Here is a 14,483-nt window from a genome sequence, read left to right as displayed (position 1 = left end):
TTGATTGAACTGGCCGACATAAAACGATTATGCATGACTAACGGTGAGGCCGTTAGTCTGCTTCCGGCTGGAGCTCTTCCAACAAGAGGTTCGGTTGCTGAGGGCAAGGAGATTAGTTTGATCAAATGGGCGATTTCTTTACCCTAAATTTATACAGGGGCAGTGGGCTCATATTTAAAATAGCAACTTCCGTTATTAATCCAAGGAGCTATATCCCACGTGAGTATCATCCTCAAACTCAGTCCGTTATTCATTGCAATGGCCGCGGCGATAGGTGTAAGTGCTCAGGCCGCAGAGCATTCCAGTCAAGAAGGTTTCATCGAAGGTTCCAGCCTTAAACTCGACACTCGCAACTACTACATGAACCGCAACCGTCAGCAGCAGACCGACGACAACATCGAGTGGGCTCAGAGTTTCATCGGTATCTTCGAGTCGGGTTACACCCAGGGTACGGTCGGTTTCGGTCTTGATGCCAACGCCATGCTCGGGCTCAAACTCGACGGTGGTGGCGGCACCGATGGTTCGACTATCCTGCCGGTCAGCGATGGCAATGGCAAAGCTCCCGGCTCGTTTTCAACCGGTGGCGGCGCCCTGAAAATGCGTGCCCTGGACACTGAGCTGAAAGCTGGCGACCTGTTTCTCAACAACCCGATGATTGCTGGCCAGACCCGCCTGTTGCCACAGACCTTCCGCGGCATCAGCCTGACCAATCATAGCTTCGACGGCTGGCTGCTCGAAGGCGGTCAGGCCAGCTTCACCAAGCTCTACAACCAGAGCGGCCGTCAGCGTATCGACACGGCCTACGGCAAACTGGCGGACGGCGACGAAAGCCGCCACCTGAACTGGGCCGGCGTGGCCTGGAGCGGTTTTCCGGGCCTGACCAGCAGCCTGTATGCCGCCGAACTCAAGGACATCTGGAACCAGTATTACTACGACCTCGACTACAGCTATGCGCTGAACGAGCTGGTGACTCTGAACCCGGGCCTGCACTTCTATCACACCCAGGACACTGGCGACGCGCTGCTAGGCGACATCGACAACAACACCTACAGCCTGCATTTCACCCTGGGGGTCGGCCATCACAGCCTCACCGCCGCCTACCAACGGGTGAACGGCAACACACCGTTCGACTACATCAACCAGGGCAGCAGCATCTACCTGGACAACTCCCAGCAGTATTCCGACTTCAACGGCCCCAACGAGCGCTCGTGGAAACTCAAGCACGCCTACGACTTCGTTGGCCTTGGCCTGCCGGGCCTGACTTCGGCGCTCTCCTACTCGCGTGGCGAACTGGACCTGACCAAGGTCGATCCCCACAGCCGTGGCTACGCCCATTGGTACAGCGCCGGTGGCGAGCACGCCAAGCACTGGGAACGCGACCTCGACCTCAAGTACGTGGTACAGGGGGGGGCGGCCAAGGATCTAGCGGTAGATCTGCAATGGGCGAGCAACCGTGGCGGCAATGGTTATGGGGCACTGGGTACCGACACTGATGAATACCGGGTGATCGTCGACTACCCGCTCAATATCTTCTAGGTATCAATAAGCAACAGGTCAGCCTGTTTTCAGAGGGTTTGAAAGCGCGACCTACCAAGTCTAAGGACAAAAGCCAAGGCCCCCGCTTGTTGGGGCACTGGCTTTTCTGACGAACCAGGAAAAAGGATCTTTTCAATTCATCAAAACACTCACATTCCAGCTTATTTCAGAACCTATGAAAACCAGCAAAGCAGCAGAAGCGTGGCCTGCCAAGGCAGCAGCATCAAAAGAGGACTTAAACAAATCCCCCCTTCGAATTAAAGAAGAAAGCAGAAAGGCAAAAGAAGCCTATATCGCCTGGAGAAAAAATTGCACTATCCTTCTTGAAAGGCCCGCCATCAATAATGAATCTTCTGTAGATACTGACTGCAAAAAATCAGTGCAGACAGATTCAAACAATCATTCAAAGGACAAAAAAATACCAATCTCTGAACAGCTGACAAAAATGTTCGAGTTGTTAGGCGTCAGCTTTGAATTTGTGCCGATAACTTACCTGGGTTTACTTGGATTTATGCCGGCGGAGGAGGTGAAAGCCTTCATCGAAAGCCGATGTGAAAAGAAACAAATTGATTTGCGCAGTTCACTTTCTCCACGCAAGGCCTATAAATTAATAGATGCGCTGCAGACAATATTTCCCGAGCTACACCGTTACATCGCAGCTGTATATGAAGGAGCGCTGGAAATTGAATTTAGCCAAGGGGGTTTTTCAGGCACTGATACTTTAAGTAGAGAAGACCTTTGTTATCCACTCACACTGAAGTGGCTGGCGGATCAGGGCACAGGACAAGTCATGGATTTTTTTAATGATATCAATACCTGTGAAGGCCGTAAGGAGTTGATGTCTTTAATGGAGAACCACGACTCTGTAGGTAGATACATGAGAGGCAGAGGTCTTGCCTGGGAGGACAAGAGTACAGAGCGCTTTGAAAAAATCGAGGGCGATGGGAAGTATTTTATAAAGCTAATTGATCGGGGCTCAAAAACAATTGGTCATGCCATGGGGGCTTTTGTTGATCGTAAAAGCTCATTTTACTTTATGTTCGACCCCGATAGAGGGGTATTTTCCTTCAACTCAGAACACCAGATGAATTCTTTTCTGGATGATTACAGCCGTATTTTCTATCGGGGCTTGAGAAAAGGAAGATTACGATTGGTGTGCAACATATAACGGCATTGTTACCCAATGCTCGACATCTCACGCTTTGGCTCGTGGCTATTTACTAAAGTCCGTAACAAATGACTGTTCCACTAAACTCTTGAGTTCATCCTCTCTTGAAACTGAAGATGTTTGGACGTTTTTTGATCTTTTTGAGAGAAGCCAGCTACTCTTGGTGCCGGTGCTCAATGCAACTGATCCCCCCGAAGATAATCCAGTGCAGTGAGCAAGGTGACAATGCTGTGGCGGATATAGTCATGCAATTGCGCATGGATGTCTCCGATCGCCAGAGGCAGACCAGATCGCGTGTGCTCCAAGGCTTGAGCCTGGCTTTTCTCATCGCGGCAGAGCACCGCTGCCTTATCCAGTGAGTTGAAATACATCCTGCATCGCAAAGCTTCTCTTTGAAATACGGATCATTGGACAGTTTGAAGGTGTGAAGCAGGTGCGGTTTCAGACCATTGGAGGCCCAGAGTCCGTGCGTGCTGGTGGCAGATGTGCAGGGAGTAGCGGATAGGCTAATATCGCGCAATTGTTTGACTTGCTTAGTCACGGTGTCAGCTCAGTGCTGTCACGCCACTTCGATTTTACGGCTTGCGCTGACCGTATCGTCCAGATCCTGGATGGACTGAGTACCCGCTAGCATTTGCTCATAGCCATTCTTTCCTCACCTATATGAACCTTCATCACCTCTTAGTCTTTCACACGACTGCCAAAACCGGCAGCATTACCGCCTGCGCAAAGGCGTTGCACATCTCGCAGCCGGCTTTGTCTCGCGAATTGCGCAAACTGGAGGAGCGCTTCGGTCTGACACTCTTTGAGCGCCAACCGCGTGGCATGCGTTTGACGCACGCCGGCGAAGTTCTTGCTGAATATGCCGATCGCCTCTTTGATATTGCCAGAACGGCTGACCTGGCGATGAAGGAACTCGCAAGCGCCAAGGTTGGGCACTTATCCATAGCGGCGAGCAATACCATCGGTACCTATGTGTTGCCGCGGGTTCTTGCACGTTTTCGCAGAAACAATCCAGGTGTGAAGGTAAGTCTTTTCGTGAGTAACACAGAACAGGTTGCTCAGGCCGTTGCGGACATGCGCTATTCGCTGGGTTTCATTGAAGGTCCTTTGCATATAAACGGTTTGACCGCGACCCATTTTCGCGAGGACGATTTGTTGCCGGTAGTGGCCGCGTGGCACCGGTTGGCCGATGCTACCGCCATCAACCCCCGGGATCTTAATGATGAGCCTTTACTGATGCGCGAGGTGGGATCGGGTACGCGCGAATTGATTGCGGCAGTACTCGAAGATCTGGACGTGCAGCAAGGATCGATCATGGAGTTTGGCAACACCGAGGCCATCAAGCAGGCGGCCATTCATGGCGGCGGCATTGCCTGGCTGCCCGCCATCAGTATCACGGATGAATTGGCCAACGACGTACTCATCCCTTTACCTTGCGCGCAGCTCACGCTTCGCCGAACGTTGAGCATTGTGCGTCGCGCGGCCGTACCTGATGGGCCGGCCGAGCGCGAATTGCTTTCCTTGCTCGAGCAGTAACCGCAAACGGCGGGCAAAAAAAGGGGCAGAGCGGTGAGCTCTACCCAAAACTATTCAAAAGGAACCCTCAGAACACCGCCTGGGTTTAGTTGTTACCCGTTGTCGGTGGTTGACGGACATGCCTGGCGCCATTGACCACGGGGCTAGTGTAGCGTGCCCTAAATGAATAGAACCGCTGCACTGGCCGTGTGATCACTTCGGCCAGCGCGGGAAGACCTTGGCCAGCCAATGGTCGGCGCTGACATAGCGACCCGCGCCATAGAAGAACAGCACCATGATCATGACGGCGTAGGTCACCGTGAACTCGATACCGTTGTTGAGAACTATTGGATCCCCCAGTTCCGTCACATAGTTGAAGCGGCCGGGGAAGGAATGCTGCAGCCAGGTCATGAGACCACTGAGGCGCATGCTTGCTTCCGTGGTTTTGTCGGCAATCGCGGCCCAGCCGTGCGACCAGTGCACGGACAAGCCCGCGACGGTCATCAAGATCGCCAACGGAACGGTGACGATGCGGGTGAACAGACCTAGGGCGATGCAGATGAGCCCTGCTACTTCGGTGCCCGTAGCAAGTGTGGCCATCAGCGTGGGCAAGGGCATGCCGAGACCGCCTTGGGCCACCGGAGTGGCGAACCACTCGACCAGGCCACTGAAACCGGTGACTTTGGCGTGGGCACCCTCGTAGAGGGTGGGTAGCAGGTACAGGCGGATGGAAAGTAGCGCTACGAAATCCAGCTTTTTGGATTTTTCGAGGGCGCGGTTGAGGAGTGCGATCAGTTTAGCCATGGCGATGCCTTACTATTCGTGGTGTGAGGTGATGAGTTCGCGCTGAAGGGCGTGCGTGAACCAGTGTGCTGATTCCATCGGGGATACGACTCGCTCACCGCCCGTGAAGGTGGACAGCTCTACGATGTCGTGGTTTGAAAGCTGTTGCGTCACGACCCTATGGTCGAATGTGCGAAAGACGGCATAGGCACAAGGCGCGTCGTGGTGTAGCAGCGCTTGCTCCGCAAGTCGGTCGTCCGCGTGCAGGTCAAACGGAGTGGCCAGCCATCGCACGGTGGGATTGAGGCGAAGGTGGGTCGGGCGGCGCGCGTCCCCTCCATAGGGATGGGGGACTGCGGTCTTATCGACCTCGACGTCAAACAGCATCCATTCGTACTCGATGAGGGGACGCCCGATACCCAGGGGCAGGCGCGGCTGCATGAAGCGGACAAACTCGGTCGCGAGGTGAATGAATTCGGCCCGCGCTGCACCAAAGCATTTGTAGAATGCGTCGATGTCCTGGCACAGACGCTCGGCACCGCGATGTCGGGTAAAACGCGGGAACATCGTGGCGACTAGCTCTTGCGCGTTCGCTCGGACCAACTCGCCATACGGGCCGAGATCACCGCGGCGTACGGCCTGGCACCGGCGCTCAGCTTCGCTGGCGACACTTGGGGCGATGTGCAAGTTCATTGCAGACTCCCCGTCGAGCCGGTCATGGCCTGGTGGATGCCGTGCAGCTCCTCACATAGCTCGTCGAGGCTGGGTATGTTGTTGTCGCGCTCCAGCACAATGGGCCGTTCGCCGAACCGATGAACCGCATAGGCACCCAGGTCCAGTACGGCGGCCGACACATCGGCGCCGTGGGTGTCCAAGACCTGCTCTTGAGATCCATTATCGAGATGACCGGCCACGTGAAAGTAGCTCACCGCGTCCGCCGGCAATGCATCGATGAATGCACGTGGATCGGATCCGTGGTTGCGTGCGTTCACATACGCATTATTGACATCCAATAGCAGCCCACAGCCTGAGGCGTCGACCAGGCGCGCGATGAATTCGGTTTCGGCCATCTGCCCCTCCTCATCGTAGTAGTAGGAGATGTTCTCCAACGCGATACGCCGGGACAGGTAGTCCTGCACTGCCTGGACCTTGTCGACCATAAGCTGCAGGCTCGCCTGCGTGCGGCATACAGGAATCAGCTCGTAAAGGTAGCCGCGGCTATCGCGTGACATGCTCACGTGATCGCTATAGATCGCAATGTCGTAGGTGTCTAAGAAGGTCTTCACCGCGCTCAAGTAGTCCATATCCAGCGGTTGTGCGTCGCCGATGGACAGGCTCAAGCTGTGTGCCACCATCGGATACTTGGCCGCGATCGCGTCGAAGTGTTCCTTGCTCTCTCCGCCCAACCGCATCCAGTTGTCCGGTACGACTTCCAAAAAGTCGAAGTCAGTCCGGACCGGAGCGTTGGCGAGAGGCAGGGCAAACTCACGCCGGAGCCCAAGCCCTCGTCCTTGGATGATCATTGGCCGCAGACCCCTTCGGCGAGTTTCTTCAGGGTCGTTTCGGCGACGTCGTATCCTTGAGCGGTCAGGCCACATTTGCCGTCACGTGTGCGGACCAAGCGATCCTGCGGGTCCTGACTGATCTTGGCCTTGCCGTAAATCTTCTCGGTGCCGCACTTGCCGCTGGCACATTTGCCGCCACCCTTGGTGGTCTTGGCAGTGGCCGGTGGTGGGGTTTCACTGGCATGGGCCGGTTGGCTGATGACGGCGAGCGAGGCGAGCGAGGCAATGGCGATGGATAGCGCGAGTGTGTGTTTCATGGGGTGCTCCTGGTTCATGGCATTTCGAAGCGCGACAGATCACGACCTGCGTGGACCGGACCGTGGTAGTAGCGCTTGATGATTGCGATGTTGCTCTCCTTGTTCTTCAGGGATTTACCCATGAAGTGATTGAGGACGAGCATCTTGGGGTTGATGGCTGCGGCGATCTTGCCGACGACCGTCGGCGTTGCATGGAGAAACTTAGAGGTGGCGTCGGCGTCGTCGTCGATGGCCGCCGGCATGACCAAGATGTCGGCGCCCTTGGCAAAGTCGACGAATCCGGCACGGCTGCCGTTCTGATCCGCGGAGATCACGATCGTGCCGCGCTTGCCCTCGATGCGGAACGCCAGGGTTGGCACATCGCCGTGTGGAATGCCGTAGGCATATACCTTGACCTCGGCATCCTGATAAACGAGGGACGCTTTCTCGGCGTGGCGATCCACATCGATGATTGGGCTGACCTTTAGGTTCAACCCATCGCTGCCGTCATGCAGACCCTCGAGGTAGGCAAACGAGCCAGTCTTGGCGCCGAACATGTCGTGGAAGAATTCCGTCATGCTCGGGAACGAGTCAGACCCGTCCGGACCGACCAGTGCAATTGTGTTGCTCGTGGCCATGAAATACGCGCCCTTCAAGATGGCGGGCAAGTCGGCGCTATGGTCCGTGTGAAAGTGTGAGATGCCGATGAAGTGCAGGTCTTCCAACCGGGCATGGGCCTGACCAAAGCGCAGGTACGTACCGCCGCCGGCGTCGATGAGCAGCCGCGACTTGCCATCGATCCAGACAATCTCGCCTGATGAAGCCCGGGCGTCGTCAGAGATAGGGCCACCAGAACCGAGCAGTTGTATGCCCATGGAATGCGATGTGTCGCAATGGGTCGTAGCGGCGAATGCGCCGGTGGAGAGTGCCGCCAAGCCGAGAGCGGTGGCGATGCGCAAGATTTTTTTCACAGTGAGGCTCCAAGCGGGCTGAAGTGGAATGTGCGGGTCACCGAGTGGTGCCAGGCAGCACCAATGAGGTGTGACATATCGTCACTTGTTGCTGACCTATGCACCATTGCTTGTTTTCGATATGTCGCATGCCTTTTTGATATGCATTGGCGCGGTGCAACCGTGCGGATGGCTTTGATGCTCTTGTTGGGGGGAGGTAATCAATGCCTTTTGGGCATGGAGAGCATGCAAAAAATGTCATCGTGCATAGCGGGGGAGAGTGGGAGGATGAATTCGAGCCATTCACCGGCCCATATCGCGTTACTTGCTAGTTGCTGTGGGCCCATTACCAGTTAACAAGCAACTTCCCACTAGAGAGATACCTTCATGAAATTGCTTATGCTTGGATTTGCTGCATTGCTCACCACCGGTTCAGCGTTTGCCGACACTACCGAGAGCTCACCGGTGATTCACGACAAGACCGGCTTCTACGTTCATATGGACGTTGCAAAAGTTATATCCATGACTGATATCCCGGACCAGTGCGGTGTGGTTCCCGCACGTCTGGATTATCTGGACCATCAGGGGCGGGAGCATGTTCTGGACTATCAGGTTCAAGGAAATTGCACGAACGAAAACTGATAGCGTGTTTTCTTTATGAACACTTAACGGTCAGTTGATAACGAAACTTCCTAAAGCGCCATCCATAACTTTCATTTAGCCCAAGCGGCTCTTCCCTTTATCACCTCAGGAGATTGATCCTATGAAACGCTCCACCCTTGTCATTGCTTGCCTATTGTCCGTTACTTCTGTCGCCGCCTTTGCCGAAGACGGCTCTGACCGGGCCCGCGCCCGTTGGGAGGCGTTCCAGGCCAGCCATGTGCAGGCCCATGCTGAAGCCGCGCAGAAGACCTTGACAGCCCAGACCAAAAACAATGGTTCTTCCGCAGTAGGCACTACTGGGCAGAAGCAACAGCCCGATACCTGATTGTTCACTCTTTTTTTGCTCTTGATACTCCCTGAAAACAAGTCCAGAATTGAGTCCTTTCCTGCTTTGGCAGAAAAGTTAACCCCTTAGATTTCAATGGGTCGGACGCCAGATGCGAGTCTCGTTTCCCGCTCCAAGATTCAGAAAAAAGCCACTCAATGAGTGGCTTTTTTTTGTGCCCGGGATTTGTGTCCTGTAGCGAAACAGCAGTGTTGCAAGACGTTTGCGGCATCCATGTGTTGAAGTCGAACATCATCCCGTGCGTTCAAGTCCCAAATGGCTGCCTTGAGTCTGGACGAGCGCTGAATCGATTTATTGCTGGAGCAGTTTGCGTAGCAAGTTGAGTACCTTGCCCTGGCTCTAGATCTGATATGTTTCACCCGGTTTTCGATGACAGGCGCCGCAAGCACCGCGCGCTCTGGTCTGCCTGTATTGACCACTCCCGACAGTGCCACGCTGGAAGTGTGAAGGATGCTTCAGGCTGATGAGTTCGTTTTTTCCCAGGATGGATGTTTACCCAATGCTCAAGTTCAATGCTCATCTCGGTTTCCAATTCAATGAGTTGCCTTTTCTGCAACGCATCGAGGCTGCCGCCGCCGCTGGTTTCCGGGCGGTGGAGTTCCCGTCGCCCTATGAGTTCGACGCCAGTCTTTTGGCCGACCACCTGGCTCAACACAGCCTGTCGTTGATTCAGTTCGCGGCACCGGCTGGCGTTACCAAAGGCATTGCTGCCTTGCAGGGCAAGGAAGAAGAGTTCCGCAGCGGGTTGCTCCAGGCCGCCCGCTATGCAAAGGCGCTGGCGTGTCCGGATGTCCACATCATGTCTGGAGTGACGACGCAGGATGAGGCAGCGCTTATCTTCGAAGGCAACCTGGAGTATGCAGTCAAGTACTTCGAAGACCAGGGGTTGCGGCCGCTTATCGAAGTGATCAGCTCGCAAGAGGTACCGGGTTATTACATGTCTGACTTCAATAAGGCGCAGCAGGTGCTGGAAGCCTTCCCGAGTGTCGGGCTGATTCTCGATCTTTATCATGCCCAGCTTCTGACGGCAGATGCAGGGGATGTTCTGGCCCGGTTTTATGACAGGACCGTCCATGTGCAAATTGCCGACTGCCCGGGTCGTCACGAACCAGGAACGGGGAGCATCGACTTTGCTGCCTTGTTCGCGGCTCTGGAGCAGCGTGGCTACCCAGGATGGATCGGCTGTGAATACCGTCCTTCCGGTTTTACCGTTGCGAGCCTCGACTGGATCAAGCAGCTAGGTGCTTAGCGCTGGCGGGCACGAGTCACCCTGATGCACTCCAGACCAAAGTTGAGTCTTTTCCTGCTTCGCAAAGAAAATAATCCCTGGATTTCAATGGGGCGGACGCCAGAGTTAACTCTCGTTTGCCGCTCCAGGGTTCAGAAAAAAGCCACTCAATGAGTGGCTTTTTTTTGTGCCCGGGATTTGTGTCCTGCAGCGAAACAGCAATGCTACAGGGCGCTCGCGGCATCCGCTCAACCATGTCTTGGCCCTCGATTGTTGTTGCTGACCGGTGTTCGTACAGGCGAACAGCGCCTGGCCAGAGGTCGTGAAGCAACTCCAAATAGAGATGCGAAAACCTGGGAAGCAGGCTCATGCGTTACTGCCTGGTCGTAGAGCACAAAGGTGGCTTTAGGGATTTTCCGATAGGTTCTGTTTGGCGGCATCCCTAACCTTGGATGCATGAACTACAAACAGTTTCTTCAACCACTGGACAAAAACTTTTCCTCGCCCAAGGCGGTTGGCAAGCTCCTTCAGCTGTTGGCATGGGTGCTCTTGGTGTGCCTGTTCTGCGGTCTCTGTTTCTATTGGGTGTCCAGTTTCAATAACGAGGTGTCCAAGCATCGCCGAGTGATGAACGATGAAGTTTTCAACGTTCAAGAATCGTTGTTTCTGCGTGAGGCCCTGTTGCTGCATTTCAGCCGCTCGGTTCATTTGAATGCGCCAGATGTGGTGTCTCCCCCCGAAGCACTGAAGGTTCCTCTGGGCCAGGACCAACGTAAGAGAATCCTGCTGGGCAACTACGATTCCCCCTGGAGCCTGACTCTGTCCGGGCGCGATATCCGCGAGCTGGAAGAGTTTCAGCTCGGTCTCGTGTACGTGGCCAACAATGCGGAGCACACCATCAGCCGCATCTACGATCGCAGCTTCGATCATTACGTCCTGCCGAACAATGTGCTCAATGCGCTGGCTACGACGAAGATGGCAAGCCATCAGAAGTTCATCTGGTTGAACGATCCTAATGATCCGCTCACGCGAATCTACATCTTTCGACGCATTTCCAATGAGAAGGATGCTGGGTGGCTGGGGCTGGAAATGGTGGGTAAAGAGCTGGCGGCGGGGCTGATCGGTCAAGGCTCGGATGACTATCTGTTGTTGAACAGGACGCGCCAGCAAGTATTGGGCAGTACGCCCGAAAAGGACTTGAGCCCCTATTTTTCCAGGGTTTGGTCCAAAGATGGTTTCGGCTTTACTGGCCGCGGTCTGAACCTCGGTTATCTGGCTCTGACCAAAAGCATCGGCGGTTCAAAGTGGGTGTTGATCTACTACGTACCATTCAAGGCGCTGTTGACGCCGCTGTGGCGGGACTCCGTGCTGGCCCTGTTGGTATTTGGCCTGATGGCCATGGGCGTTCAGCGTTTGGTGCTGCGGATCAATCGGCGGTTGGTCAACCCGGCTCTGCACCGCTTGGAAGCCTTGATCGAAAGTGAAGAGTTCAGTCGTACGGTCATCGACACGGCTCCGGTAGCCCTGTGTGTGTTGCGGCGTCTTGATGGCCAGGTGGTACTGGAAAATCGCCTGTGTGTGCAATGGCTAGGTGGAGATGCGCAGCGCATTGCTCTGGAGCAGGACTGGATACGACGCGCATTCGACGACAACTCACCCGTCTGCGAAGAGTTGGAGACTTCCAGTGGCCATCATTTGCACCTGAGCTCGGTGCCTACCCGCTACAAGGGGGAGGATGTGCTGTTCTGTGCCTTCAGCGACATCAGTGCGCGCAAGCAGATGGAGCTGGCATTGGCTCGAGCCAAGCAGCATTCCGATGCTACCAACGAAGCTAAAAGCGTCTTTCTCGCGACCATCAGCCACGAAATTCGCACGCCTCTTTATGGGTTGCTCGGCACGCTGGAGTTGCTTGGCTTGACGAAGCTCGAACCGCAGCAGACGAACTATCTTGATGCCATGCAGCGCTCGGCGTCGACCTTGGGGCACTTGATCAACGATGTACTGGATGTCTCCAAGATCGAAGCTGGTCAGTTGGTGCTCGAGCCCGATGACTTCAACCCCTGCGAATTGGTGCAGGAGTTGATCCAGGTGTTTTCCGCGGCAGCACAACGCAAGGGATTGATCCTGCAAGCGTTCTGCGACCCGAAACTGCCGACGATGATGCGCGGGGATGTAGCGCGGATTCGGCAGATTCTCAGCAATCTGCTGGGCAATGCTTTGAAGTTCACTGACTCCGGTCGCGTGGTGTTGCGTGTCAGGATCGAAAGTCGCGATTGCGAACGGTTGAACCTGCTTTGGCAAGTGACCGACACCGGCTGCGGTATTCGCGTGGAAGAACAAAGTCGTCTGTTCGAACCCTTCTATCAGGCTGGAGACCGTCAGAGCCGAGCCGGCGGTACCGGGTTGGGCTTGTCTATTTGTCAGCGTCTGGCCGAGTTGATGAATGGCGATATCCGTCTGGTCAGTGCCTACGGGCTGGGTAGCAGCTTCACCTTATCGTTGCCGCTGGAGCAGGGTCGCCCGGAGAGCACGGGCGAGCAGGGCATCCGCCTGGCATCGTTACCGGTTTTCGTCAGCTCGCCTCTGCAGGAAGCGGCAGAGAACGTATGCGGTTGGTTGAACCGTTGGGGGGCGTCCGCGCAGATCCTCAACAGTACCGAGTTGCAACTGCCGCCCAAGGCGACATTGGTGGAACTGATCGTTGAGAACGGCGCCGCCAGCCCGATGCTATTACCCAGCAGTTCGCGGGTACGGGCTTACCTTGGGGCACCAGGACAACCGGTACTGACGGACACCGCTTGGGAGGTCAACCTCAACAATATTCACGCTATCGGCAAAGCGGTCAGCCTGGCTCAAGGTAGTAGCCAGACTCATGCCGAGGCCAGCGCCGAACCCTTTCGTCAATTGTTGCAACGAGTGTTAGTGATCGAAGACAACCCCATCAATCAGTTGGTGCTCAAGGAACAACTCGAAGTACTGGGTTGTGAGGTGACGCTGGCCAGCGACGGACGCGAAGCGCTGATGCAGTGGGCATGCGGCACCTTCGATCTGGTGCTGACCGACATCAACATGCCTGGCATGGATGGCCACCAATTGGCGCGCCAAATGCGCCGTATCGGTTGCACCGTGCCGATCGTGGGCGCGACCGCCAACACTGACCCCGAAGAGGCCGTGCGCTGTCTCGATTCGGGCATGAACTTGTGTTTGACAAAGCCCGTGGATCTTCTGTCCCTGTTCAACAGTTTGAACGCATTAAAGCCGGAGAAAATCGTATGTGCGCCATGAGTGTATTGATCGTCGAAGATCACCATTTTCAACGCGAATATCTGAAATCGCTGTTCAAGGCTGAGGGCGTGCATCGCATCGAGATTGCCGCTGACGGACACGAAGCCCTGCAATGGCTGGACAAGCGAGACTTCGATCTGGTGCTCAGTGATCTGATGATGCCGGAGCTCGATGGCGTGCAGTTCATCCAGCAGCTGTCGTTGTCGAAGAGGCCGCCCCGCCTGGCACTGATGAGCTCGTCCTCACGGCGCATGTTGGGGAGTGCCTGTACCGTGGCTGAAATGCTGGGAATCGAAGTGATCGATACGATTTCCAAGCCTGCCATGCCGGCCTCGATCAGGAGCTTGATCGAGAAGTGTGCCGCTCCTCAGCCGATCCCAGAAAATGCGCCGGCTCCGGTGTTGGTATTCCATCGACAGCAGTTGGAAGAGGCCTTGGAGCAGGGGCAATTCAAAGCGTGGTTCCAGCCGAAGAAGGCGTTGCGAAGTGGCAAGATCGCTTCGGCCGAAGCCTTGGTGCGCTGGGAGCACCCGACCTTGGGTACTTTGTTGCCAGGGCAGTTTCTATCGCAGATGGTTGATGCCGGGCTGGAAGAGGCATTGTTGTTCTGCATGATCGAACAAACCGTTGAGGCTCAGTTCAACTGGCAGAATGGTGGCTTTCGAGTTCCGGTTTCGATCAACCTGCCGACACACTTGTTGAATGACCCCACCTTGCCCGATCGGCTTCACGAATGTGTTCTACGCTTGAACGGCATGCCATCCAAGCTGTGTTTCGAACTGACCGAATGCAGCATGACTGAGTTGCTCAGTCACTACATTGCCGGGGTATGCCGGTTGCGAATGAAAGGTTTCGGATTGGCCCAGGATGACTTCGGACAAGGGTTCAGTTCTTTTTACAACCTGGTCAAAACACCCTTTACCGAGTTGAAAATCGATCGGGCTCTGATCGCCAACTGCGAACATGAAGAAAGTACTGCGGTAGCACTCAAAAGTATTATTGCACTGGGGCAGCATTTGGGACTTGAAGTCGTAGCAGAGGGTGTTGAGAATCACGCGCAGCTGGCGTTATTGCGCCAGTTCGAGTGTGACGCGGTACAGGGCTTTTTGATATCCAAAGCCGTCTCGAAAGAATCGTTTTCGGCTTTGCTACAACAGGAGGGTCGATGATGAAACAGTCGATCCTCTAGGCTTCTCACTGGGTTG

At 55.2% G+C, this 14,483-nt stretch carries 13 protein-coding genes and 2 pseudogenes; 9 read left to right on the top strand and 6 right to left on the bottom strand.

Annotated features, from left to right (window positions below):
• Positions 1 to 258: 258 nt before the first annotated feature.
• Positions 259 to 1,536 carry an OprD family porin gene (locus C4K38_RS19165; RefSeq protein WP_053278607.1) on the top strand — a complete coding sequence of 426 codons (1,278 nt, stop codon included), beginning with the start codon at positions 259 to 261 and terminating at the stop codon, positions 1,534 to 1,536.
• 175 nt (positions 1,537 to 1,711) lie between these two features.
• Positions 1,712 to 2,704: a hypothetical protein gene (locus C4K38_RS19160; RefSeq protein WP_124345303.1), complete on the top strand. Its 993-nt coding sequence runs from the start codon at positions 1,712 to 1,714 to the stop codon at positions 2,702 to 2,704.
• A 188-nt stretch (positions 2,705 to 2,892) separates the two neighbouring features.
• Here C4K38_RS19160 and C4K38_RS32615 read toward each other — a convergent pair.
• Positions 2,893 to 3,164: pseudogene (locus C4K38_RS32615) on the bottom strand (IS630 family transposase); the annotation flags it as partial.
• Between the two features lie 203 nt (positions 3,165 to 3,367).
• Here C4K38_RS32615 and C4K38_RS19155 point away from each other — a divergent pair.
• Entirely contained in the window at positions 3,368 to 4,243 is an 876-nt protein-coding gene (locus C4K38_RS19155; protein WP_081001476.1) for a LysR substrate-binding domain-containing protein, read from the top strand.
• Between the two features lie 192 nt (positions 4,244 to 4,435).
• On the opposite strand, the gene C4K38_RS19150 is transcribed toward C4K38_RS19155, so the two are convergent.
• From C4K38_RS19150 to C4K38_RS19130, 5 genes are read right to left on the bottom strand one after another with little or no spacing between them, the layout of a single operon-like run.
• Complete coding sequence (locus tag C4K38_RS19150) at positions 4,436 to 5,026, bottom strand: HvfX family Cu-binding RiPP maturation protein (protein WP_053278610.1); 591 nt, start codon at positions 5,024 to 5,026, stop codon at positions 4,436 to 4,438.
• Positions 5,027 to 5,038: 12 nt separating this feature from the next.
• Complete coding sequence (locus C4K38_RS19145) at positions 5,039 to 5,698, bottom strand: hypothetical protein (RefSeq protein ID WP_053278611.1); 660 nt, start codon at positions 5,696 to 5,698, stop codon at positions 5,039 to 5,041.
• Positions 5,695 to 6,528 carry an MbnB/TglH/ChrH family RiPP precursor modification enzyme gene (locus C4K38_RS19140; protein ID WP_053278612.1) on the bottom strand — a complete coding sequence of 278 codons (834 nt, stop codon included), beginning with the start codon at positions 6,526 to 6,528 and terminating at the stop codon, positions 5,695 to 5,697. The genes C4K38_RS19145 and C4K38_RS19140 overlap by 4 nt, the downstream gene beginning before the upstream one ends.
• Positions 6,525 to 6,827: a hypothetical protein gene (locus C4K38_RS19135; RefSeq protein WP_170181105.1), complete on the bottom strand. Its 303-nt coding sequence runs from the start codon at positions 6,825 to 6,827 to the stop codon at positions 6,525 to 6,527. Before C4K38_RS19135 ends, C4K38_RS19140 begins: the two co-directional genes overlap by 4 nt.
• A 14-nt stretch (positions 6,828 to 6,841) precedes the next feature.
• Entirely contained in the window at positions 6,842 to 7,777 is a 936-nt protein-coding gene (locus C4K38_RS19130; protein WP_053278614.1) for an MBL fold metallo-hydrolase, read from the bottom strand.
• Between the two features lie 366 nt (positions 7,778 to 8,143).
• On the opposite strand from C4K38_RS19130, the gene C4K38_RS19125 reads away from it, so the two are divergent.
• From C4K38_RS19125 to pvrR, 6 genes and pseudogenes are all read left to right on the top strand, one after another.
• The gene (locus tag C4K38_RS19125; RefSeq protein WP_053278615.1) at positions 8,144 to 8,398 is read left to right on the top strand and encodes a DUF2790 domain-containing protein; all 255 of its coding nucleotides are present in this window, start codon (positions 8,144 to 8,146) and stop codon (positions 8,396 to 8,398) included.
• A gap of 121 nt (positions 8,399 to 8,519) precedes the next feature.
• Positions 8,520 to 8,744, top strand: coding sequence for a co-regulatory protein PtrA N-terminal domain-containing protein (locus tag C4K38_RS19120; protein WP_053278616.1), 225 nt, complete (start codon positions 8,520 to 8,522; stop codon positions 8,742 to 8,744).
• A gap of 363 nt (positions 8,745 to 9,107) precedes the next feature.
• Positions 9,108 to 9,305: pseudogene (locus C4K38_RS32945) on the top strand (arylsulfatase); the annotation flags it as partial.
• Positions 9,265 to 10,014, top strand: coding sequence for a hydroxypyruvate isomerase family protein (locus C4K38_RS19110; RefSeq protein ID WP_053278632.1), 750 nt, complete (start codon positions 9,265 to 9,267; stop codon positions 10,012 to 10,014). The pseudogene C4K38_RS32945 and the gene C4K38_RS19110, both read left to right, overlap by 41 nt.
• A 435-nt stretch (positions 10,015 to 10,449) precedes the next feature.
• Positions 10,450 to 13,278: an ATP-binding protein gene (locus tag C4K38_RS19105; RefSeq protein ID WP_053278617.1), complete on the top strand. Its 2,829-nt coding sequence runs from the start codon at positions 10,450 to 10,452 to the stop codon at positions 13,276 to 13,278.
• On the top strand, positions 13,266 to 14,447 hold the full coding sequence (gene pvrR, locus C4K38_RS19100) for a response regulator cyclic di-GMP phosphodiesterase PvrR (protein WP_053278618.1): 1,182 nt from the start codon (positions 13,266 to 13,268) through the stop codon (positions 14,445 to 14,447). Before C4K38_RS19105 ends, pvrR begins: the two co-directional genes overlap by 13 nt.
• The last annotated feature ends 36 nt before the right edge of the window (positions 14,448 to 14,483 follow it).

Origin of the sequence: Pseudomonas chlororaphis subsp. piscium (genome assembly GCF_003850345.1) — a bacterium.
GTDB classification, from domain to species: Bacteria; Pseudomonadota; Gammaproteobacteria; order Pseudomonadales; family Pseudomonadaceae; genus Aquipseudomonas; species Aquipseudomonas piscium.
The sequence above is the reverse complement of the archived record's forward strand: the minus strand, read 5'-3'. Positions and strand labels throughout refer to the sequence as shown.